The organism is Burkholderia sp. BCC1988 (assembly GCF_905339895.1).
In the GTDB taxonomy this organism is placed as follows: Bacteria; Pseudomonadota; Gammaproteobacteria; order Burkholderiales; family Burkholderiaceae; genus Burkholderia.
The window spans coordinates 12895-34196 of record NZ_CAJPHA010000010.1 but is presented as its reverse complement, the minus strand read 5'-3'; the positions used below and the strand labels follow the sequence as shown (position 1 = coordinate 34196).

Below are 21302 nucleotides of genomic sequence, written 5' to 3'. Positions count from 1 at the left end.
ACAAGTATTTCGAAAAATAATCGGAAATTCTTGCCGCGACATTCTCGAATTAATTCGGCACGTTTTCCCGAATCGATCGGTAATCGGGATTTTTTCGGAAACTTTACTGTTCCCGGCATCCCTTTACGGGAAAGGACTCCAGCGCGATCGCCCGAATTATTTTTTATTTTTTTATTTGCATCGGATGCTATCGCGGAAAATTTTCCCGGATCCGTGCGCGACGAATATCTTGCAAAAGGTCCGGTTTTATTGTCGATTTACTTCATGCTACAAACAGGCACTGACTTCAATCGAGGAGAGTGTCATCATGAATGCTCCGGCCGTGGCAGCCGATACGCGCCCTTCTTCTTCCGCCGCCAGCGACGCCAGCCTGCGCGTCGCGGTGCAGCCGGTGATCCTTGCCGGCGGTTCGGGCACGCGTCTGTGGCCGATGTCGCGCGAACACTATCCGAAGCAGCTGATCGGCCTGCTCGGCGATCATTCGCTGCTGCAATCCACCGCGCTGCGGCTCGACGGCCTCGCGACCGGTCATCCGCTGAACGACGAGGTGCTGATCGTGTGCGGCGAGGATCACCGCTTCACGACCGCCGAGCAACTGCGCCTGACCGGCAAGCGTGCGTCGATCATGCTCGAGCCGCTCGGCCGCGACACCGCGCCCGCGCTGACGCTCGCCGCGCTGCGGATCGTCGCCCGCGGCGGCGATGCCGTGATGACCGTGATGCCGGCCGACCACGCGGTGGCCGACCAGCCGCGCTTTCATGCGGCCGTGGCGGCCGGCGTGCACTGCGCGGCCCAGGGCAAGATCGCGACGATGGGCATCGTGCCGGGCCGCGCCGAAACGGGCTACGGCTACATCCGCGTCGGCGCGCCGCTCGGCGATGCCGGCACCGGCAACCTCGACGTGCGCCGTCTCGACCGCTTCGTCGAGAAGCCACATCTCGAACTCGCGCAGCAGTACGTCGCCTCCGGCGAATACTGGTGGAACAGCGGGATCTTCATCGTGCGGGCATCGGTGTGGCTGAACGCGATCCGCCAGCTCGAACCCGAGATCCTCGCGGCCTGCGAGCAGGCCGTCGCACGCGGCAAGGACGACGGCGACTTCTTCCGCGTCGACCGCGACGCGTTCGCATCCTCGCCGTCGAACTCGATCGACTACGCGGTGATGGAGCGGCTCGTGAACCTGCCGCAGCTGTGCGAAAGCGTCGTCGTGCCGCTCGACGCAGGCTGGTCGGACGTCGGCTCGTGGGACGCGATCTGGCAGATCCTGCCGAAGGATGATGCCGAGAACGTCGGCCGCGGCCACGTGCTGTTCGAGAATGCCGAATCGACCTTCGCGCATTCGGAAAGCCGGCTCGTCGCATGTGTCGGCACGCAGAATCTCGTCGTCGTCGAAACGCCCGACGCCGTGCTCGTCGCCGACAAGTCCTGCGTGCAGGACGTGAAGAAAATCGTCGGGCGCATCAAGGCCGAACGCGGCGCGGAAGCGACCGATCACCGCAAGGTCCATCGCCCGTGGGGGCACTACGACTCGGTCGACACGGGCGAGCGCTTCCAGGTCAAACGCATCGTCGTGAAGCCGGGCGCGCGACTGTCGCTGCAGATGCACCACCATCGCGCCGAGCACTGGATCGTCGTGCGCGGCACCGCGCGCATCACGCGCGGCGACGAAACCTTCCTGCTGTCCGAGAACGAATCGACGTACATCCCGCTCGGCGTGTCGCACCGTCTCGAGAACCCGGGCAAGATGCCGCTCGAGCTGATCGAAGTGCAGTCGGGCGCGTATCTCGGCGAGGACGACATCGTCCGCTTCGACGATACCTACGGACGCCAGTGACGCAATGCCTGCCGGGCGCACCGTCGCAACGGTGCACCCGGCATCACGGGCAATGGAAGCGACAAAAAACAACGCGCGGGCGCCGTGACACACGACGGCCCGCGCGTTTTCTTTTCGTGCGGACGACGATCAACCTACACGGTACGCGTATTCGCGGCGGTCCGACTGCACCGAGTCGTTGCGGCTCTCGGACAGCGCGCCCGCGCGACGCTCGGCGATGAAGCGCTTGATGTCCGACTCGGCCCGCGCCAGCGCGGACAGGCCGGCCAGCACCTCGCTTTGCGGCGCACGCACCGGTTCGTCGCTCGCACCGTGGCGATCGATCCACTGACGCGCCCAGTCGAGCGCGTACTGCTCGGCTTCCTCCGCATCGGTGAAGCGCGGGCCGATCAGGCCCGAGCGCTCGACGCGCCGGTCGTCCTGCATGATCTCGGCCCACGCGCGATACATCAGGTTCTGCACCGGTTGCGCGCTGCCGCAGATCGTATAGCCGCGGTATTCATCGACTTGCGGCTCGGCCGCGGCAAAGCTCGCGGCGGACGGACGCCCGTGGCGCAGCCCCGCGGGCTGCGCGCCCGGGACCGCGAACGACGCTCCGGACGACGCGTGCGCTGCGTCGTTCGGCATCGCGGACAGCGTCGCGCCCTCGCCATCCCAAACGTTTGCGTGCGCGACCGGCAGTTGCCACGACTCGGGGTTCTGCCAGAACACGCCGCGCAGACGGTCGTTGTCGGGCGCCGGTTCCGCACGGCATGCCGGCGCGACCGGCGCCGGCGGCGGCGGCACATACGCGAACGTGCGCCCGCTGAACTGGGTCAGCACGTCGATCATCTGCAGCAGCGTGCCGTTCGCGAGCCACTCCTCGTAGCGGCGGCGGCACGTCGGCCCGGACGGATAGCGCCCGGGCAGTTTGGACCACGCTTCACCGGTCGTCAGGATCCAGAGGACCGCGTTGGCGACGACGCGCGGTTCCGCGCGTGGACGGCCTCGACGGTTCAGCCGAATCGGCTCGTCGGCGATCAGCGTTGAAAGACGAAACCACTCTTCATCGTTAAGCTCATCGAAGAACATAGTTGTTTCTCCACACAGCCAGGCCGGGGCTGCGATTGTCGGCGCCGCCGTCACGCATCGCGTCACGGGGCGGCCCGGTTGCACATTATGGTTATCCGATTGTTGTGCATGCCGGCGCGACACCGCACTTTCACGGTGCCGCCATTCCCGGCAATGGCGCACAAATCACGGTCTCACTCCAATGTGGGAATTTTTGTGCACGAAGCATACCATCCTCAGGGTTTATCTCAATATGACAATGACTTAATGTTACGCACTGAAACAACCTGCCATGGATGCGCAATCCATTTACCGTTGAATTTTTTTACGCGATCGTTATGCGCAACGCTGGGAAGCCCCGTCTGGCGGGGCTCTGCGGGAGTGTCCGCAGGCCGCCCGGCAAGCGATTCACCATGTTCCGACCCTTTCCCGCAACAATCCCGCGAATGCCCGGCCAAAATCGGTAAATCAGGGAAAATTTCGTAACAAGATATTCACGGATCGGTAAATCATTCAAATTGCCTTGAACCGAAATTTCTCCGTGCACAATCTTTTTATTGTTTCTCGGCGAGTAATGAAAGCGATCGGACAGGCGATGCACATTGTTTTCCGGCATGCAAGCGTGGACGGGCCTGTTACATCTTCGGCGGTAATGGGCTGGCGACGGCGGCGGGCGCGACGGTCGGGCGCCGCGTTTCGCGACCGGACGACGTGCGATCCGCGCGATATGGAGCGCGGCGCCCGGCCGCGCGTCAGCGCAGATCGCCGGCCAGCGACGCGGCCACGTCCGCCGCGATGCGTTGCGGCGACACCGTATAGGCCGGGTGATCGCAGCCGATCGACAGCGCTGCGCCGTCCTTGAGCGCCGCGCGCATCGGCCCGCTCAGTTCGAAGCGCACGAAATGCACGGCCGAGGTCTTCTCCGCGTTGTCGCGGTCGAGATCCTCGTCGGCGATCGCATAGACGTCAGGGTGCCCGTCGACCCGCAGGTACACGCGATCCTCGACGCCGATCAGCCGCGCGAGCGCCGCGCGCCGCTCGGCTTCGTGCTCGTATTCGATCTGCAGCGTCGCCTTCAGGTTGGTGCCGTCGGGCACGAGCGGCAGATAGGCTTCCAGTTCGCCTTCGATGCCGGCCTCGTCGAAGATCTTCTCGATGTGCAGCATTTCCTGGATCTGGTAGCGGATCGTGGTCTCGTCCTCGAACAGGAGGCGCAGATGGTTGCCGAGCGCCACCGCGCGGCGGCGCTTGTGCGCGACGAGCCGCGCGTGTTCGGTCTTGCGGATCTTCGCGTACGCTTCGAGCGTCAGCAGCGAGTCGCGGGTCAGCGTCATGGGATGTCCTCGGATAGCGTCGATGTCGTCGTGAAGCGGCCGGTTCAGATGCCGTACGCGCGGCGCAGCAGCGTCAGCGGATGCGCGAGCGGCGCGGCCGGCAACCCTTTCTCGTCGATGCCCTGCACGATGTGATGGCCGGCGAGCGCGCAGTCCGACGACACGAAATCCGGCTTCGGCTCGGCCATCGCCTTGAACACCGGCGCGCCGATCCGCATCGCGTCCGCATGGAAGGCCTTCTTCACGCCGAACGTGCCCGCGTGCCCGGAACAGCGCTCGACGACGTCCACGCGCGTATCCGGCACGAGCGACAGCGTGTCGGCCGTCTTGCGGCCGATGTTCTGCACGCGCGCGTGGCACGGCACGTGATACGACACGGTGCCGAGGCCCTGCTTGAAATCGGTCTTGAGCAAACCGTCGCGATGCCGCGCGATCACGTACTCGAACGGATCCCAGAATGCATCGGCCACCGCGCGCACGGCTTCGTCGCCGGGGAACATCAGCGGCAGTTCGCTCTTGTACATCAGCACGCAGCTCGGGATCGCGCCGATCAGCGCATAGCCTTCGCGCGCATAGCGCTCCAGCACCGGCATGTTCACGGCCTTCTTCGCGGCGACGCCCGCGAGATTGCCCTGCTCGAGCAGCGGCATCCCGCAGCACGCTTCGCGCGTGACGAGCTCGTACGGGATCTCGTTGTGCGCGAGGATCGCGAGCAGGTCGTGGCCGATGCCCGGCTCGTTGAAGTTCACGTAGCACGTCGCGTAGATCGCGACCTTGCCGGGCGTGCGTTCGCCGTCGCGAACCGGCGGGCCGTCCGAGCGCTTCGCCGCGCGCCGGAACTTGCGCGGCGCGAACTCCGGCAGCCATGCGTTGCGATCGACGCCGAGCGCCGCTTCGAGCGCGTGGCGCGCGGGCGGCGTGCGATTGACCGCGTTCACCGTCTGCGTGACGATCGGAATGCCCGCGAAACGGCCGAGCGCGTCGGTGTTCGACAGCACCTTGTCGCGCAGCGGCGCCTCGCCGCGCTTGTAGCGCGCGGCCTTGCCGCGCAGCATCAGGTGCGGGAAGTCGACGTTCCATGCATGCGGCGGCACGTACGGGCATTTCGTCATGTAGCAGAGGTCGCACAGGTAGCACTGGTCGACGACCTTGCCGAACGCGTCCTTCGGCACTTCCTCGATGTCGCCCGTCGGCGTGTCGTCGACGAGATCGAACAGCGCGGGAAACGCGCCGCACAGCGACACGCAGCGCCGGCAACCGGCGCAGATGTCGAACACGCGCGTCATTTCCGCATCGATCGCGGCCTGGTCGTAGAACGCTTCGGACTGCCAGTCGAGCGGATGCCGGGTCGGGGCTTCGAGACTGCCTTCCTTGTGGGGCATGAGGCGCTCCAGCGTGGCGCGCATGCGCGCGAACGCGCCGCCCGCGCGGCGCGGGCGGCGATCAACGCACGGCCGGCCGCGGGACCTGCCCGGCCGGGCCGTGCGGCCTCGGGGCGACGCCCGCGTCAGTCGACGAGTGCGTCCAGCGCTTTCGTATAGCGGTTCGCGTGGCTGCGTTCGGCCTTCGCGAGCGTCTCGAACCAGTTCGCGATTTCGTCGAAGCCTTCTTCGCGCGCCGTCTTCGCCATGCCCGGATACATGTCGGTGTACTCGTGCGTCTCGCCGGCGATCGCCGATTCGAGGTTCAGCCGCGACGAGCCGAACGGCAGACCCGTCGCCGGATCGCCAACTGCTTCGAGGTATTCGAGGTGACCGTGCGCATGGCCCGTTTCGCCTTCGGCAGTCGAGCGGAACAGCGCGGCGACGTCGTTCTGGCCTTCGACGTCGGCCTTCGAAGCGAAATACAGATAACGCCGGTTCGCTTGCGATTCGCCCGCGAATGCGGCCTTCAGATTCTCTTCGGTCTTGCTGCCCTTGAGTTGAGCCATGTGCGCCTCCGTTCGAGTCGGCGCGGCCGCGTGCGAAGCCGGGCCGATGATGGATATGGGGAACGATGCGTACGCCGGACACGCACGCTTCGTGCCTTTTAATCTAGGCGCTGGCGTTCGCATCCCCCAATAGGCTTTTTCAATCCGTGCGATAGCGGGGAGCGGGAATGAGGGACGGGTGGAGGCGGGGCGCTGGCGTCCGATGCGACGCGCGGTGTACGCACACCGGCGTCGCCCGTCTGCGTCACGCATCCGTCGCGCGCTTCAACAGCAATTCCCTTTCGCGCTCGTTGCGGGTCAATTCCGCCGCGCGGCGGAACTCGACCTTCGCCTCGTCGGCGCGGCCGAGCTTCGCGAGCAGGTCGCCGCGCACGCTCGGCAACCAGTGATAGCGCGCGAGCGCCGGATCGTCTCGCAGCACGTCGACGATTTCCAGCGCCGCGGCAGGCCCGAACGCCATCCCCACCGCCACCGCACGGTTCAGCTCGACGACCGGCGACGGCGCGACTTCCGCGAGCGCGTCGTACAGCGCGACGATCTGCGCCCAGTCCGTATCCGACGCGTGCCGCGCGCGTGCATGGCACGCCGCCAGCGCGGCCTGCAGCGCATACGGGCCGCGCACGCCGCCGAGCCTCGTCGCCCGCTCGAGCGCCGCGAGGCCGCGCCGGATCAGCAGCGGATCCCAGCGGCTGCGGTCCTGGTCGAGCAGCAGCACGGGCCGCCCCTGCGCATCGGTCCGCGCATGCATGCGCGACGCCTGCAGTTCCATCAGCGCGACGAGCCCGAGCACTTCGCTTTCGTCCGGCACGAGCCCGGCGAGCACGCGGCCGAGACGCAGCGCCTCGTCGCACAGCGCCGGGCGCGTCCAGTCGTCGCCCGCGGTCGCCGCATGGCCTTCGTTGAACACGAGATAGATCACTTCGAGCACCGACGCGAGCCGCGCGGGCCGCGCGTCGGCGGCCGGCACCTCGAACGGCACGCGCGCCGCCGCGAGCGTGCGCTTCGCGCGCACGATGCGCTGCGCGATCGTCGGCTCGGGCGACAGGAACGCACGCGCGATCTCGCTCGTGGTCAGCCCGCCGAGCAGCCGCAACGTCAGCGCGACGCGCGCATCGGTCGACAGCACCGGATGGCACGACGTGAAGATCAGCCGCAGCAGGTCGTCGCCGATATCGTCGTCGCGCGCATCGGCGAGCGCCTCCGCGATGTCGGGGACGACGTGCGCCTCGAGCGCGTCCATTTCATGGCCGAGCTGGTCGCGCTTCGCCGCATGCAGCGACTCCTGCCGCACCCGGTCGAGCGCGCGCCGCTTCACGGCCGTCATCAGCCACGCGGCCGGATTGTCGGGCACGCCGTCGACGGGCCAGTGCTCGAGCGCCGCGACGAGCGTGTCCTGCGCCAGTTCCTCGGCCACGCCGACGTCGCGCACCACGCGCGCGGCGCGCGCGATGATCTTGGGCGCCTCGATCCGCCAGACCGCTTCGATCGCACGGTGAGTCGCCTCACGCGTCACGACGCTTGCCCCTGGGCGGACACATCGAGCGGCATGGCCATCAGCTCCCATGCGTGGCCGTCCGGATCGTCGAACCCGTGGCCGTACATGTTCGGATACTCGCGCGGCGCTTGCGGCGCGGACCCGCCGGCCGCGAGCGCCTTCGCGACGATCGCGTCGACCTCGGCGCGGCTGTCGCACGACAGGCACGACAGCGCCTGCACCTGCGTCGCCGGATCGACGATGGTCTTGCCGGTGAAGGTCTGGAAAAACGGCCGCACGAGCAGCATCGCGAAAATCGTGTCGCTGATCTTGATGCAGGCAGCCTGATCGTTGGTATAGGCCGGTACGACTTCGAAACCGAGTGCCTGGTAGAACGTCTTCGAGCGCGGCAGGTCGGCCACGGGCAGGTTGATGAAAACCATCTTGTGCATGACGGGTGCTCCGGTAGGATTGGCTTCGGGTGAAGTCAGGCGTGGCCGTGCCCGACATTGAGTTCGCGGAACCGCTCGACCGCCTCGCTGGGCGTCAGGTCGTCGAGTTCGAACAGCGGCCGCACCTCGATCTCGCAGTCCATCTCCGCACCGAACGGCGCGGGAAACCGGCGCGTCCATTCGAGCGCCTCGTCGCGCGAGCGCACCTGGATCAGCGTATAGCCGGCAATCAGTTCCTTCGTCTCCGCGAACGGGCCGTCGACCACCGTGCCCTTGCCGCCTGAGTAGCGCACGCGCCAGCCGCGCGCGCTCGGCCGCAGGCCGTTCGCATCGAGCAGCACGCCGGCCTTGGCCAGCTCCTCGTGATAAACCGTCATCGCCTCGACCAGCCGGTTGTCCGGCAATGCGTCGGATTCGCTGACGGCGTTCGCCCGGATCATGATCATGAATCGCATCGTTCACTCCTTGTCATCGGTGGAAAGGGGCGTCCGTTCATCGGCGCCTTATCCCTACGACGCGCGGCAGACTGCCGGATCGACGTACGGCGCGACGAATCAGGGTTAACACCGAGCCGCGGCCGTCACAGGAAGCATGGGCCGACCGCGCGCACTTCGACCGTGCACCATTGCGCGGCCGGGCACTGGCGCGCGATCGCGATCGCTTCCTCGCGCGTGTCGACGTCGACGATGAAGAACCCGCCGACCATTTCCTTCGCCTCGGCGAACGGGCCGTCGACGAGGCGCGTCTCGCCGTCGCGCACCTGCACACGCGTCGCGCGCTCCGAGCGCTCGAGCGACTCGACGCCGCGCAGCACGCCGCGCGCCTTCAGCGTCTGCGCGAAATCGACCATCCGCGCGTACAGCGCCTGCCCCTCCTCGAGCGTGCGTTCGGCGCGCTGGCCGGTCGGTTCGACAATCAACAGCATGTAGGACATGGAACTCTCCAGTGGGGGGGCCGTGCGCAAGAAGCGTTCGGATCGCAGGCCGGAATGACACGTCAGATGCGAAGCGTAACAGCCGCGGGCGGGCCGGCCGTCATCGTTGGCCGTTCGACACTGGCCTGATGGCCAATTCGAACGCAGCACGCGATTTTGCCGTCAAGATACTTGCCCGAACCTTCGAATTTTCTTCCTGTGGAGCACTCCATGTCACGCCTGCCGCCGCCGCTCGCGCTCGCCGCGTCGCTCGCCCCGCTCGCCCCGCTCGCCTCGTTTGCCTCGTTTGCCGCATTTGCCGCATTTGCCCTTTCAGCGCCGGCCGCCACCGCCGCCACCACCGCGCTGCCGGTCAGCGCGGGCTGCGGCGGCCCCACGACGGCGATCGCCGACCTCCGGCATTCCGGCGGCCGGTCGCCGCTGGCCGGGCGCACCGCGTCGATCGAAGCGATCGTCACCGCGGCATTCGGCGGCGCCGACGGCTTCGGCGGATTCTTCGTCCAGCAGGCGGATGCGCAGCGGCGCCAGCGGCCGGGCGTCCCGGAAGGCCTGTTCGTCTACGCGCCGCACGCGCGTGTCCGCCCGGGCGAACGCGTGCACGTCACCGGCAGGATCGAGCAGAAGTACGGCCGCACGCAACTGGCTCTGTCGGGCCGCGTGGCCGTCTGCGCGCGCGGGCAGGCCGTCACGCCGGCCGCGCTCGTGCTGCCGGTCGACAGCGAGTCCGTATTCGCCGCGCATGAAGGCATGCGCGTGCGCTTTCCGCAAACGCTGACCGTCAGCGATACCTACGACCTCGGCCGCTACGGCAGCATCGTGCTCAGCCACGGTCGCCTCTACATGCCGACGCACGTGGTGCCGCCGGCCGACGCCGCCGCGCAGGCGGCGGCCAATGCCCGCAACCGCATCGTGCTCGACGACGGTTCGAGCCGCGTGAACCCCGCGACCGCCCGCTATCCGCCGCCTGCGCTGGGCGCCGCCAACACGCTGCGCGCGGGCTACACGGTGCGCGGCGTCGAAGGTGTGCTCGAGCAGCGCTACGGCACGTGGCGACTGCAGCCCGTGCCGGCGTCGGCGCCGGTCTTCGACGCCGCATCGAATCCGCGGACCGATGCCCCGCCGCGGCATCCGCAGGCCGACGTGCGGGTCGCGTCGTTCAACGTCTTCAACTATTTCAACGGCGACGGAAGCGGCGGCGGCTTCGACGATCCGGCCAATCGCGGCGCGAAGACGCCCGCCGTCTTCGCGCGCCAGGAAGCGAAGATCGTCGCCGCACTGCGCGCACTGCGCGCCGACGTGATCGGCCTGATGGAAATCGCGAACAACGGCCACGGCCCCGCGAGCGCCGTGCAGCGTCTCGCGGCGCGGCTCGGCGACGGCTGGCGCGCGGTCGACCCCGGCACGGCGCGACTCGGCCGCGATGCGATCGCTGTCGCGCTGCTGTACGACAGCCGTACGATCGAACCCGTCGGGCGCGCCGCGACCGTCGCGCTCGATGGCCGGAATCGCCCGCCGCTCGCGCAGACGTTCCGGCGCATCGGCGGCACCCGCGCATTCACGGTCGCGGTCAATCACCTGAAATCGAAGAACTGCCCACGGGCGAGCGGCCCGGATCTCGACCAGTCGGACGGTCAGGGCTGCTGGAACGCGACGCGCACGCGTGCGGCCGAACGCATCGCCGCGTGGCTCGCCACGTCGCCGACCGGCGCCCCGGCCGACGGCGTGCTGCTGATCGGCGACCTGAACAGCTACGCGAAGGAAGACCCGCTGCGTGCGCTCGAATCGCGCGGCTACACGAACCTCGTCACCCGCTTCGCCGGCAACGCCGGCTACAGCTACGTATACCGCGGCGAAGCGGGCAACCTCGACCACGCACTCGCCACGTCGCCGCTTGCCGCGCGCGTGAAGGCCGTGCATGCGTGGCACATCAATACCGACGAACCGGTCGCGCTGCAATCCGTGCCCGATTACAAAACCGCGGCACAACGGGCGGCCTATTACGCACCCGATGCCTATCGCTCGTCGGATCACGACCCCGTCATCATCGACCTCGCGCCGGACGAAGGCGCCACCTGAGCCATCGCGGGCACAAACCCTGCTCCACCGAGAGACGGGCGATTAGTGCAATTGCATCAGCATGATGCGTGCAACGGCACTATTTACCTGGCGCATCGGGCGACGCCATATTTACCGGACTTTCACGTCGCGCCAACGGCTTGCTGGTCGCTTCGCCCCGAAGCGCGAAATTTTTTCAACCGCCGCCCCGCCCCGTTGCGCGGGGCTTCCCGGGAAATTTGCCGGCGAATTGAAAATTTGTCTCGAAACTCAATTGGCTGATGTGAATCACATTGGTTGCTGGGATTCGTCTTATCTTCAAATTAGCCTGCAAATCAAATCGAAGGAGGATAAACACCATGGCGCTCACCGACTCGATCGAACACAAGCTGGACCGCGGCCTGTCCGACATCCGTCGCACCGGCCGGCGCGTGGGACGCACGACGCGCTCGGCGGCTCGCGACCTGCATGCGGACGTGTCCGACGATCTGCGCGGGCTGGTCGATGAACTGGAAGACCTGCTGAAGAACGACGGCGACGGCGATATCGCCGCGCTGCGCAAGCGCGTGCAGGCACGGCTCGACGAAGCGCGCAGCACGCTCGACTACGCGTCGGGCACCGCGGTCGCGCGGCTGCGCGATTCGGCCGAACGCGTATCGCAAGCCGTGCACGACAATCCCTGGCAGACCGCAGGTGTCGTCGCGGGCCTCGCGTTCGTCGCCGGCCTGCTCCTTTCCCGCCGTTGAACGGGGCGATCACCCCGTCCGTCCTCACCCCGACAACGAAGGAGAAACGCCATGCAGAAGTCCCTCGTCCTGAAAGCCGCCGCCGCCGTCATGCTCGGCAGTCTCGCACTTGCCGGCTGCACCACCACCCCCAACAAACCCGACAACGCATCGGCCAGCGCGTCGAAACGCGAGTCGATCGACGCGAGCGTGAACGCGACGATATCGCGCCTCTATTCGACGGTGCCGGGCTCGCGTGAACTCGTCGCGAAATCGCGCGGCGTGCTCGTGTTCCCGAACGTGCTGCAGGCCGGCCTCATCGTCGGCGGCCAGTCCGGCAACGGCGCGCTGCGCGTCGGCGGCAGCACCGTCGGCTACTACAACACGTCGTCGCTGTCGGTCGGCCTGCAGGCCGGTGCGCAATCGAAGGCGATCGTGTTCCTGTTCATGACGCAGGATGCGCTCGACTCGTTCCGCAAGTCCGAAGGCTGGTCGGCCGGCGCCGACGCCTCCGTCGCGGTCGTGAAGATGGGCGCGAACGGCGCGATCGACTCCAACACGGCCACCGCACCGGTCGAGGTGCTGGTGCTGACCAACGCGGGCCTGATGGGCGATCTGTCGGTCAGCGGCACCAAGGTCACCCGGCTCCACATCTGACGATGCGGCACGGCCCCCGGGCCGGTTCGCTTCCCGGCAACGCCGCGGCCCCGGCCGCGGCGTTTTCTCGTGCGCCGCGCGCGGCGGGTATGATGGCGGCACCTTTGCGGGCATACTGCCGATCAGGCCGCCTTGCCGCGCTGCGCCGCGACATCCGTGACGTTCGCGAGCCGATCGCGCCCGAGGCAACGAAATTCAATCAAACCAGGCATCAATCTGCGCGAACCATCCATGGATAGCGGACACGATCACCAAAAATTCTTCTATTTCCTGCTGTTCGCGGTCACCGTCGGACTGTGCTGGATACTCGCGCCGTTCTCCGGCGCCGTCTTCTGGGGCACCATTCTCGCGATCCTGTTCCAGCCGGTGCAGCGCTGGCTCGCCGCGCGCTTCGGCAAGCGGCGCAACCTGGCCGCGCTCGTGACGATGTCGCTGATCATCCTGATCGTGATCCTGCCGCTCGTGTTCGTCATGGCGACGCTCGTGCAGGAAATCGCGTACGTGTACCAGGAACTGAAGAGCGCGCAGCCGAATTATTCGCAGTACTTCCATGACATCATTCATGCGCTGCCGACGTCGATCCAGAACCTGCTGCAGAAATACGGGCTGACCAACATCCCCGGCATCCAGAAGAAGCTGACCGACGGCGCCGCGCAGATCAGCCAGTTCGCGGCGACCCAGGCGCTCAGCATCGGCCAGAACACGTTCCAGTTCGTCGTCAGCTTCGGCGTGATGCTGTACATGGTGTTCTTCCTGCTGCGCGACGGCGGCGAGATCGGCCGCCGCGTGCGCCGCGCGATGCCGCTCGACGAAGAGCACAAGAACCTGCTGCTCGCGAAGTTCACGACGGTTGTGCGCGCAACCGTGAAGGGCAACATCGCGGTCGCGCTCGTGCAGGGCGCGCTCGGCGGCCTGATCTTCTGGATCCTCGGGATCGAGGGTGTCGTGCTGTGGGGCGCGCTGATGGCGTTCCTGTCGCTCCTGCCGGCGATCGGCGCGAGCCTCGTGTGGGTGCCCGCCGCGCTCTACTTCCTCGCGATCGGCGCGATCTGGAAATGCGTGATCCTCGTCGCGTTCTGCGTCGGCGTGATCGGCCTCGTCGACAACCTGCTGCGCCCGATCCTCGTCGGCAAGGACACGAAGATGCCCGACTGGGTCGTGCTGATCTCGACGCTCGGCGGGATGGCGCTGTTCGGCATCAACGGCTTCGTGATCGGGCCGCTCGTCGCTGCGCTATTCATGGCGAGCTGGGACATCTACGCGCGCGCCGAACAGGGGGAATGACGCCGCGCGTCACGGATGCCGAAGATGCGCCGCTTCGTTCGATCGCACGCCGCCGTCGGTGCCGCCCATGTCGTCTTCATCTGCATGTTCCGCCTCCCTTCCCGCTTCTCGCCGCGCAAATGAAAACGGCGGCGTGACGCGCAGGTCACGCCGCCGCTTGCCGGCAATTACTTTAGGGAGAGCGACCGGAACAATATATGAGACAAGTCCTAAACTGATACCGGAATATTCGGACTCAATGCGCGCGAGCGCGACGGCTCATGCATCCGGATCGACGCGCAGCACGAGCTTGCCGCGATGGTCGCCGTCGAACAGGCGGTTCAGCACGTCGGGGGCGTTTTCGAGCCCGTCGGCGACGGTTTCCTCGGCCTTGAGCCGGCCGTCGCGCAGCCATCCCGCGAGCGTCTGCACCGCTTCGCGGCTCTTGCGGTAGTCGAGGATCAGGAAGCCGCGCATCGTGATCCGCTTCGAGATCAGCACGCCGACGTCGTCCGCCGCGCGGCCGCTGTTGTAGTTCGAGATCACGCCGCACAGCGCCACGCGCCCGCCGATCACCATCCGCGACAGCACCGCGCGCATCACCTCGCCGCCGACGTTCTCGAAGTTCACGTGCACGCCGTCCGGCGTCGCCGCCTTCAGCTGCTCACGGAAATCGTCGGCCTTGTAGTCGACGGCCGCGTCGAAGCCGAGCGTCTCGGTCAGGTAGCGGCACTTGTCCGCGCCACCCGCGATGCCCACCACGCGCGCACCGTGGATCTTGCCGATCTGGCCGGCGATCGAGCCGACCGACCCGGCCGCCGCCGACACGACGAGCGTCTCGCCGGGCTGCACCGGCGCGATGTCGGTCAGCCCGTAGTACGCGGTCAGGCCGCTCATCCCGCACGCGCCAAGCAGCGTCGGCAGCGGCAGGCCCGACTGCGCGGGCAGCTTCACGAGTTGCGCGGCCTGGTCGGCCGGCACCCGCGCATAGTCCTGCCAGCCGAGCAGCCCCTGCACGAGATCGCCTTGCGCGAACCCCGCGTGGCGCGACGCGACCACGCGCCCGATGCCGAGCGCGCGCATCACTTCGCCGATCGCGACGGGCGGCAGGTATTGCGGCACGTCGCTCATCCACACGCGGTTGGTCGGATCCATCGACAGATACAGCACGCGCACGAGCACTTCGCCGTCGGCGAGCGCCGGCACCGGCGTTTCGACGAGCGAAAAGTGTTCGCGGCCGACCCGGCCTTCCGGGCGTGTCTTCAGCAGCAGCTGGCGGTTCACGGGTGTCGACACGATGTTCTCCTCCGGTTGTGTTTATCGATGCGCGTCAGACCGCGCACATGCCGCCGTCGATCACGAGTTCGGCGGCCGTCACGAAGCGGCTTTCGTCGGATGCCAGATAGACGGCCGCATGCGCGACGTCGTCCGGTTCGCCGAGCCGGCGCAGCGGAATGCCGCGTGCGAGCTTGCGCGTCGCATCGCGTTCGCCGAGCGACTGGAACAGCGGCTCGACGATCCCCGTGCGAATGAACGCCGGGTGAATCGAATTGCAGCGCACGTCGAGCTCGCGGCGCGCGCAGTCGATCGCGACCGACTTCGTCAGCGACGCGACCGCGGCCTTCGACGCGTTGTACGCGGTGAAATCCGGCTCGACCTTGAACGCGGCCACCGACGAGATGTTGATGATCGATGCGGGATGGCTCTCGGCCAGATACGACAGTGCATGCTTGCAGCCGAGCACGATGCTCTCGACGTTGACCGCCATCACGCGCCGCCATTCGTCCAGTTCGATCTGCGCGGGCGAGCCGATCGAGCCGACACCCGCGTTGTTGACGAGCACCGACAGCCCGCCCATCGCATCGACCGCCTGCGCGAGCAGCGCTTGCCAGCGCGCTTCGTCGCGGACGTCCTGCGTCGCGGCAAACGCGACCGGCGTCGCGTGGCCCGCGTTGAGTTCGTCGGCGAATGCATCGAGCACCGCCGCGTCGGCAACGTCGGTCAGGAACACGCGCGCGCCCTGCTCGACCATCCGGCGCGCGATCGCGCGGCCGAGGCCGCCGGCGGCGCCCGTGATGTACGCGCACTTGCCTGCGAGGCGCGTGGAAACGATTGTCATGGGACCTGCTCCTGTCGTGAGTCGTCGCGGCGGACCGGTGCCGCGACGGCGGTTGCCGTGCGCCGGCCGACGGCCGCGCGGTATGCGCGAGTATAGCGAGCCGGCCGCACCGCGCCGGACGAATCCGGCGGCCGGCCGCTGCCGGCCCCGCTCGAACGAACGCCAGCGTACGCGATTGCCGCCAATCGATGAAATGAATCTTCGTAATGCCCGGTCATAGACATCACTCATGACCTTCGGATCCGCGGGCGGCGGGACGGACGGACGGGCGGACGGGCGGGCACGGCACGGCACGGCACGGCACGGCCGATCATCGCCGATGTCGGCTCGATAACGACCGGGAAACGGGTTTTGACAATAACCAAGAAGGAATGGGACGGGACTCGGGGGCCACCGCCGCGGCGACGACCGCATCCGGCACCGGCGCACCGATGCGCGGCAACGAACAGCCGTCAGAACCCGTCGCCGGACGTGCGCATGAACGCGCAGAACTGCGGGGAATGCGTGTCGATCATCTGCTGGAACGGTGCGCGATGCCCGTACGCGATGCCGGACACGAGGAGCAGGCAGACGGCCGCGATGCGCGGCGAGAACGCGCGCTTGTGCGCCCGCCGGTAGGCGCGCAGGAACACCAGCGCGACCAGCGCGCCGAGCAGCCAGCCGACGACGACTTCCGGGACCGTGTGCGAATGGTCGAACACACGCGCGACGCCCGTCAGCGCGCCGACGACGAGACCGGCCGCCACGCCCGGCTCCTTGCCCGGACGGAATGCCTGCCACAGCATCGACAGCGCGACGGTCCACACGGACGTCGACAGCATCGTATGGCCGCTGATCACGCGGAAATCGAACTGCGGGATCTCGACACCGCAGCCCGCATAGAGAATCTTGGTCGCCCCGACCAGGCTCATGCCGGCCGCGAGCAGCACGATCCAGCGCACCGCGAGCCGCCAGTTGGACAGCGCGAGCCAGACGGCGCAGGTCAGCGCGACCGGCAAGGTCAGCGCGGCATCGCCGATGTTGCTGATTTCACTCCACATGACGGACGTCGAACGGCTGGCAAAAGGCGCAGTTTAACGCAGGCGCGCCACGCGCCTGTTTCAGCCTGTGACAAGCTGTATCAGCCCGCGACACCCGTGATCAGCAGCAGGTTCGTGCCGGTGATGACGGCGAACAGTACCCAGGCGGCGGCCTGCATCCTGCGGCCGATCGCATGCTCGCCCATCGTGTTGCGATCGCTGACCGACCGGATCAGCGGCCACATCGCGAACGGCAGCTGCAGGCTCAGCAGCACCTGGCTCCAGACGAGCAGTTGCCCGACCGAGTTTTCGCCGAGCCACAGCACGCCGATCAGCGCGGGCACCAGTGCGAGCCCGCGCGTGATCAGCCGGCGCTGGTAGCACGGGATTTTCGTATGCAGGAAGCCGTCCATGATCACCTGGCCGGCGATCGTGCCGGTCAGCGTCGAGCTTTGCCCCGACGCGAGCAGCGCGATGCCGAACAGCAGCGCGGCCGCGCCGCCCGCGATCGGCGTGATCAGCCGGTACGCCTGTTCGATGTCGGTCACGTCGTGCTGGCCGATCGCATGGAACGCCGCGCCCGCGACGACCAGGATCGCCGCATTGACGAGCATCGCGACGAACAGCGACACGCAGGTGTCGATGCGCACCAGCGCGAGCGTGTCGCGGATCAGGCCGCGCGCGCCGCCGACGACATGGCGCGTCTGCACGACCGACGAATGCAGATACAGGTTGTGCGGCATGATCGTCGCGCCGACGATGCCGAGCGCGAGCACGATCGCGTCCTTGCGGTCATGGCCCGGATTGCCCGGCACGAGCCCCTTCGCGACCGCATGCCAGTCGGGCGGCGTGATCGCGACCTGCGCGACGAAGCAGAACGCCATCGTCGCGATCAATCCGAGCACGATCGCCTCGATCTGCCGGACGCCCTTGCCTTGCAACCCGAGCACGATCACCGTATCGAGCGCGGTCAGCACGATCCCCCACGCGAGCGGCACGCCGAGCAGCAGCTTGAACGCGAGCGCGCAGCCGAGCACTTCGGCGATGTCGCACGCGATGATCGACACCTCGGCGGTCACCCACTGCACGATGCGGCCGAAGGTGCCATAGCGGTCGTAGCTGGCCTGCGCGAGATCCTTGCCCGCGACGAGGCCGAGCCGCGCGGCGAGCATCTGCAGGAAGATCGCGGCGAGGCTCGAGAACGCGACGACCCACAGCAGCGAATAGCCGAATTGCGAGCCGGCCTGGATGTCGGTGGCCCAGTTGCCGGGATCCATATAGCCGATCGCGACCAGCAGGCCCGGGCCGAAGAAGCGCTTGAGCTTCATCCAGCGCGACGCGCCGGCGTCGATCGTGATGCTGCCCTTTACTTCCGACGGGCAGAAGGGGGCTGTGGCGGTAGTGGGAAGCAGGGGCATGGAAACCGGGGATCGTGATCGCGACACGGTGATTTTACGTTCATCCGCCCCGCTTTCTCCCGCGCATCGCCGCGCACACCCCGGCTCGCCCGCTCGCCGTCGGCAGTCGCGAGCCGCGGCGCGGGCTGCCGATCGGCCTGCGGGTGCGGCGTCGCGGCACCGTTCGTCAGGATCCGCTCGCGCTCGGCGACGCGAAATTCGGTCGGCGACACCAGCAGGCGCTGGCGAAACAGCTTGGCCAGACGCTCGCCGCTGCCGAAGCCCGTGCGCCGCGCGACCTTGTCGGCCGGCAGCGTCGTGTGGACCAGCATGTGGCAGGCGCGCTCGAGCCGCACGTGCTGTACGAACTCGGTCGGCGTCACGCCGATTTCCTTCTTGAAGCGCCGCAGGAAATTGCGCTCGCTCATCGCGACCGTCTGCGCGACTTCCGCAACCGAAATGCGGTTCGCGCTCTGCGCGCGCAGCCGCTGCACCGACATCCGGATCGACGGGCTCGCGCTCAGTTCGCGAAACGCCCACATCGACTGCGCATAGCGCTGCTCGACCGGCTGCATCAGGTTGCTGGCGATCTCCTGTGCGGCGCTGTCGCCGAGATCGGCGCGGAACATGTCGAGCACGGTCGCGAACACGTCGGCCTCGCCGGCCTGCAGTTCGATCGTGGCCGCCACACCGCGGGTGCGATCGGTTCGCGCGCGATCGACTTCCGTCTGCCGCTGCGACGCGGCGAGCGTCGACAGGCCCATCGCATCGACGATCCAGCGCGCATGGCGGCGGATGTCGCTCAGGCGGCGCCGCAACGCATCGTTCCAGTTGATCGACGCGCGCTCACCATGAAGATGAAAGAACGCGTGTGCACGATGGCCATGCTCGTCGCCGAGCGAATCGGCGGCGATCTGCACACCGGACGACGACTGCAGCAAGCCCCCGTTTTCGGATACGTACTTCAGCTGGTAATCCGCATTGAACGCGTTCAGGCGATTCGCCAGGTTGAAGGCCTCGCTCAGACGCGCGGCCTCGGCCAAGGAAAACCCCGTACTCAAATAGATTACGACCCACCTCTGATCTGCTGCTTCCACTGGCCAAGCCCCCGGACTGTTTCGACTTCTTTTAATTGCCGTCGAACTGTCAGGCTTATATTTGGTTTGAACACGTGCGACAGGGACGGCTATCTCGAAATATGAAGCGACGGCATCTTAGCCGAACTAGCCGAACGGGTCGTCTCTTTGTCACGAAATGGCCGACCGGGACAGCATGATGGCGGATTTTTACAGGCTATCGCCGACCGATGATCTGGCCGCGCGGAAATGCGCGTGTCGACGGGCGGACTCGCATCGTGAGGCCTGCCTCGCATCGCGCATCGGCTCCACGCACGCTCGCGTAGCGGGACGATCGTCATCGGCATGCATCGGACGGCATCGATCGCCTGTACAACGCGCACCCGCGTTCCGTTGTTCGCGCATCCATTAGAATCGCCCCACCGCCCACCACGCCGCCTTCGTCCGTGCCTGCCGACCATCGTCTCGACCTGAACCTGTTCCGCGTGCTCGATGCGGTCTACGTGCACGGCGGCATCGGCGCGGCCGCCCGGGCGCTGCACCTGACGCAGCCGGCCGTCACGCATGCGCTCAACCGGCTGCGCGCGCATTTCGACGACCCGCTGTTCGTGCGCCAGGGCAACCGCGTCGTGCCGACCGAGCGCACGCGCGCGATCATCGCGGACGTGCAGCTTCACCTCGCCGGCCTGCAGCGCGCCGCGCGCGACCCGGCGGCATTCGACCCGGCGACGCTCGACCTGAGCATCGCGGTCGGCATTCGCGACGTGCTCGAATCGATCGCGCTGCCGCAGATCGTCGCCGCGTTCGCCGGCGCAGCGCCGGGCCTGCGATTCGTGAGCCGCCGCGTCGCGGTGCACGACATCGAACGCGAACTCGCGTCGGGCAATCTCGATCTGGCTGTCGATCGACGCGTGCAGACCGGCCCGCGCATCGTGACCGAGCACCTGCTCGACGATTCGCTCGTCGTCGCGATGCGGCACGATCATCCGTTGACCGGCGGTCCGCTGCGGCGCAGCGACTATTTCTCCGCGCGGCATGTCGCGGTGTCGTCGCTCGGCGAACCGCAATCGCTCGACGTGCTGCTCGGCAACGACGGGCGCTTCCGTCACATCCAGCTCGTCTGCCAGCATTACTTCGCCGCCTGCCAGATCGCCGCGGCAGGCGACCTGCTGCTGACGCTGCCGCGCACGTATGCGCTGCGCATGGCGGCGATGCTGCCGATCGCCGTGCAGCCGCTGCCGCTGCGGCTCAAGCCGTTTCCGCTGCTCGCGTACTGGCACGAGTCGCGCGAGACCGACCGCGCGCACCAGTGGGTGCGCGAACACGTCGCCACGCTCGTGCGCCGGAGTGCCGGCGTCGCCGTCTGATCCCGGCGAGCCCCGGCGACGCGCGTGGCGCCCGCGTTTTTCCTCGAGACGGTATGCTGACGGCTCGCACGCCGCGCATCGTCGCGGCCGCCTCTTTCCCGCTTACCGGAGACTTGCCATGCCGCTCATCCACGCTGCCGCCACCCTCGCCGCCGACGCGCCCGACTACGTCGTCCAGCTGCAGGCCGGCACGCACGCGCTGACCGGCGACGAAGCGCCGCGCGAAGGCGGACAGGGCCTCGGGCCGGCGCCGTTCGAGTTCGTGCTGGCCGGGCTCGCGCAATGCACGGCCGCGACGCTGCGCATGTACATGCAGCGCAAGACGTGGCCGGCCACGCGCATCGACGTGCGCACCGAACTGCATGCCGATCGTGAAGGGCAGCAATACGTGCGCCGCGTCGTGACGCTCGACGGCCCGCTCGACGATGCGCAGCGCCAGCGGCTCGCGGAAATCTGCGAGAAGACGCCGGTGACGCTGTTCATCAAGCGCGGCACACGCATCGAAACGACGCTGAACTGACGGGCGGCGTACCGCGCCGCACGCGATCGACGCGTCACATAGAAAACGGGCGGGCCGCGCGCGATGCGCGGCCCGCCCGTTTGCGGATGTCGTCCG

20 protein-coding genes are annotated in these 21302 nt (G+C 67.5%); 7 read left to right on the top strand and 13 right to left on the bottom strand.

Going from position 1 to position 21302, the window contains the following annotated elements; all coding sequences use genetic code 11:
• The first annotated feature begins 307 nt into the window (after positions 1 to 307).
• Positions 308 to 1834: a mannose-1-phosphate guanylyltransferase/mannose-6-phosphate isomerase gene (locus U4012_RS16050; RefSeq protein ID WP_321799851.1), complete on the top strand. Its 1527-nt coding sequence runs from the start codon at positions 308 to 310 to the stop codon at positions 1832 to 1834.
• A 129-nt stretch (positions 1835 to 1963) separates the two neighbouring features.
• Here the strand turns inward: U4012_RS16050 and U4012_RS16045 are convergent, their stop codons facing one another.
• The 8 genes from U4012_RS16045 to U4012_RS16010 all read right to left on the bottom strand — a co-directional run bounded on the left by U4012_RS16045 (position 1964) and on the right by U4012_RS16010 (position 9008).
• Positions 1964 to 2905, bottom strand: a complete 942-nt coding sequence (locus U4012_RS16045) for a transposase (RefSeq protein WP_124486465.1) — start codon at positions 2903 to 2905, stop codon at positions 1964 to 1966.
• Between the two features lie 731 nt (positions 2906 to 3636).
• Positions 3637 to 4218 carry a DUF3501 family protein gene (locus tag U4012_RS16040; RefSeq protein ID WP_321799848.1) on the bottom strand — a complete coding sequence of 194 codons (582 nt, stop codon included), beginning with the start codon at positions 4216 to 4218 and terminating at the stop codon, positions 3637 to 3639.
• 44 nt (positions 4219 to 4262) lie between these two features.
• The gene (locus U4012_RS16035; RefSeq protein WP_321799846.1) at positions 4263 to 5600 is read right to left on the bottom strand and encodes a heterodisulfide reductase-related iron-sulfur binding cluster; all 1338 of its coding nucleotides are present in this window, start codon (positions 5598 to 5600) and stop codon (positions 4263 to 4265) included.
• A gap of 125 nt (positions 5601 to 5725) precedes the next feature.
• Positions 5726 to 6148, bottom strand: coding sequence for a rubrerythrin family protein (locus U4012_RS16030; RefSeq protein WP_040140994.1), 423 nt, complete (start codon positions 6146 to 6148; stop codon positions 5726 to 5728).
• Positions 6149 to 6392: 244 nt separating this feature from the next.
• The gene (locus U4012_RS16025) at positions 6393 to 7661 is read right to left on the bottom strand and encodes an RNA polymerase sigma factor (RefSeq protein WP_321799840.1); all 1269 of its coding nucleotides are present in this window, start codon (positions 7659 to 7661) and stop codon (positions 6393 to 6395) included.
• Positions 7658 to 8074, bottom strand: coding sequence for a VOC family protein (locus U4012_RS16020; RefSeq protein WP_124486469.1), 417 nt, complete (start codon positions 8072 to 8074; stop codon positions 7658 to 7660). The genes U4012_RS16025 and U4012_RS16020 overlap by 4 nt, the downstream gene beginning before the upstream one ends.
• A 35-nt stretch (positions 8075 to 8109) precedes the next feature.
• Entirely contained in the window at positions 8110 to 8529 is a 420-nt protein-coding gene (locus tag U4012_RS16015) for a YciI family protein (protein WP_044846609.1), read from the bottom strand.
• 125 nt (positions 8530 to 8654) lie between these two features.
• Positions 8655 to 9008, bottom strand: a complete 354-nt coding sequence (locus tag U4012_RS16010; RefSeq protein WP_044846610.1) for a YciI family protein — start codon at positions 9006 to 9008, stop codon at positions 8655 to 8657.
• A 210-nt stretch (positions 9009 to 9218) separates the two neighbouring features.
• Here U4012_RS16010 and U4012_RS16005 point away from each other — a divergent pair, with 210 nt between their 5' ends.
• The 4 genes from U4012_RS16005 to U4012_RS15990 all read left to right on the top strand — a co-directional run bounded on the left by U4012_RS16005 (position 9219) and on the right by U4012_RS15990 (position 13729).
• A complete protein-coding gene (locus tag U4012_RS16005; RefSeq protein WP_321799835.1) occupies positions 9219 to 11084 on the top strand; it encodes an ExeM/NucH family extracellular endonuclease in 1866 nt (621 codons plus the stop codon).
• A gap of 338 nt (positions 11085 to 11422) precedes the next feature.
• Positions 11423 to 11809: a DUF883 family protein gene (locus U4012_RS16000; protein WP_044846611.1), complete on the top strand. Its 387-nt coding sequence runs from the start codon at positions 11423 to 11425 to the stop codon at positions 11807 to 11809.
• A gap of 51 nt (positions 11810 to 11860) precedes the next feature.
• Positions 11861 to 12445 carry a YSC84-related protein gene (locus tag U4012_RS15995; RefSeq protein ID WP_044846612.1) on the top strand — a complete coding sequence of 195 codons (585 nt, stop codon included), beginning with the start codon at positions 11861 to 11863 and terminating at the stop codon, positions 12443 to 12445.
• Between the two features lie 231 nt (positions 12446 to 12676).
• On the top strand, positions 12677 to 13729 hold the full coding sequence (locus U4012_RS15990) for an AI-2E family transporter (RefSeq protein ID WP_044846613.1): 1053 nt from the start codon (positions 12677 to 12679) through the stop codon (positions 13727 to 13729).
• 258 nt (positions 13730 to 13987) lie between these two features.
• On the opposite strand, the gene U4012_RS15985 is transcribed toward U4012_RS15990, so the two are convergent.
• The 5 genes from U4012_RS15985 to U4012_RS15965 form a co-directional block, all read right to left on the bottom strand.
• A complete protein-coding gene (locus U4012_RS15985; RefSeq protein ID WP_044846614.1) occupies positions 13988 to 15004 on the bottom strand; it encodes an NADP-dependent oxidoreductase in 1017 nt (338 codons plus the stop codon).
• Between the two features lie 34 nt (positions 15005 to 15038).
• On the bottom strand, positions 15039 to 15827 hold the full coding sequence (locus U4012_RS15980; protein ID WP_124486474.1) for an SDR family oxidoreductase: 789 nt from the start codon (positions 15825 to 15827) through the stop codon (positions 15039 to 15041).
• Positions 15828 to 16279: 452 nt separating this feature from the next.
• On the bottom strand, positions 16280 to 16867 hold the full coding sequence (locus U4012_RS15975) for a phosphatase PAP2 family protein (RefSeq protein WP_124522618.1): 588 nt from the start codon (positions 16865 to 16867) through the stop codon (positions 16280 to 16282).
• An 80-nt stretch (positions 16868 to 16947) separates the two neighbouring features.
• Positions 16948 to 18264: an Nramp family divalent metal transporter gene (locus tag U4012_RS15970; protein WP_321799828.1), complete on the bottom strand. Its 1317-nt coding sequence runs from the start codon at positions 18262 to 18264 to the stop codon at positions 16948 to 16950.
• The gene (locus tag U4012_RS15965) at positions 18213 to 19286 is read right to left on the bottom strand and encodes a helix-turn-helix domain-containing protein (protein ID WP_321799826.1); all 1074 of its coding nucleotides are present in this window, start codon (positions 19284 to 19286) and stop codon (positions 18213 to 18215) included. The genes U4012_RS15970 and U4012_RS15965 overlap by 52 nt, the downstream gene beginning before the upstream one ends.
• Before the next feature lie 479 nt (positions 19287 to 19765).
• On the opposite strand from U4012_RS15965, the gene U4012_RS15960 reads away from it, so the two are divergent.
• Together U4012_RS15960 and U4012_RS15955 are read left to right on the top strand one after the other, a co-directional pair.
• A complete protein-coding gene (locus tag U4012_RS15960) occupies positions 19766 to 20686 on the top strand; it encodes a LysR family transcriptional regulator (RefSeq protein ID WP_321799824.1) in 921 nt (306 codons plus the stop codon).
• A gap of 118 nt (positions 20687 to 20804) precedes the next feature.
• Positions 20805 to 21206 (top strand): OsmC family protein, encoded by a 402-nt coding sequence (locus U4012_RS15955; protein WP_044846620.1) that lies wholly within the window; start codon positions 20805 to 20807, stop codon positions 21204 to 21206.
• Positions 21207 to 21302 lie beyond the last annotated feature (96 nt).

Coding starts and splice junctions, on each gene's coding strand:
- U4012_RS16050 (WP_321799851.1), top strand. CDS start 308: ATGAATGCTCCGGCCGTGGCAGCCGATACGCGCCCTTCTTCTTCCGCC.
- U4012_RS16045 (WP_124486465.1), bottom strand. CDS start 2,905: ATGTTCTTCGATGAGCTTAACGATGAAGAGTGGTTTCGTCTTTCAACG.
- U4012_RS16040 (WP_321799848.1), bottom strand. CDS start 4,218: ATGACGCTGACCCGCGACTCGCTGCTGACGCTCGAAGCGTACGCGAAG.
- U4012_RS16035 (WP_321799846.1), bottom strand. CDS start 5,600: ATGCCCCACAAGGAAGGCAGTCTCGAAGCCCCGACCCGGCATCCGCTC.
- U4012_RS16030 (WP_040140994.1), bottom strand. CDS start 6,148: ATGGCTCAACTCAAGGGCAGCAAGACCGAAGAGAATCTGAAGGCCGCA.
- U4012_RS16020 (WP_124486469.1), bottom strand. CDS start 8,074: ATGCACAAGATGGTTTTCATCAACCTGCCCGTGGCCGACCTGCCGCGC.
- U4012_RS16015 (WP_044846609.1), bottom strand. CDS start 8,529: ATGCGATTCATGATCATGATCCGGGCGAACGCCGTCAGCGAATCCGAC.
- U4012_RS16010 (WP_044846610.1), bottom strand. CDS start 9,008: ATGTCCTACATGCTGTTGATTGTCGAACCGACCGGCCAGCGCGCCGAA.
- U4012_RS16005 (WP_321799835.1), top strand. CDS start 9,219: ATGTCACGCCTGCCGCCGCCGCTCGCGCTCGCCGCGTCGCTCGCCCCG.
- U4012_RS16000 (WP_044846611.1), top strand. CDS start 11,423: ATGGCGCTCACCGACTCGATCGAACACAAGCTGGACCGCGGCCTGTCC.
- U4012_RS15995 (WP_044846612.1), top strand. CDS start 11,861: ATGCAGAAGTCCCTCGTCCTGAAAGCCGCCGCCGCCGTCATGCTCGGC.
- U4012_RS15990 (WP_044846613.1), top strand. CDS start 12,677: ATGGATAGCGGACACGATCACCAAAAATTCTTCTATTTCCTGCTGTTC.
- U4012_RS15980 (WP_124486474.1), bottom strand. CDS start 15,827: ATGACAATCGTTTCCACGCGCCTCGCAGGCAAGTGCGCGTACATCACG.
- U4012_RS15975 (WP_124522618.1), bottom strand. CDS start 16,867: ATGTGGAGTGAAATCAGCAACATCGGCGATGCCGCGCTGACCTTGCCG.
- U4012_RS15970 (WP_321799828.1), bottom strand. CDS start 18,264: ATGCCCCTGCTTCCCACTACCGCCACAGCCCCCTTCTGCCCGTCGGAA.
- U4012_RS15955 (WP_044846620.1), top strand. CDS start 20,805: ATGCCGCTCATCCACGCTGCCGCCACCCTCGCCGCCGACGCGCCCGAC.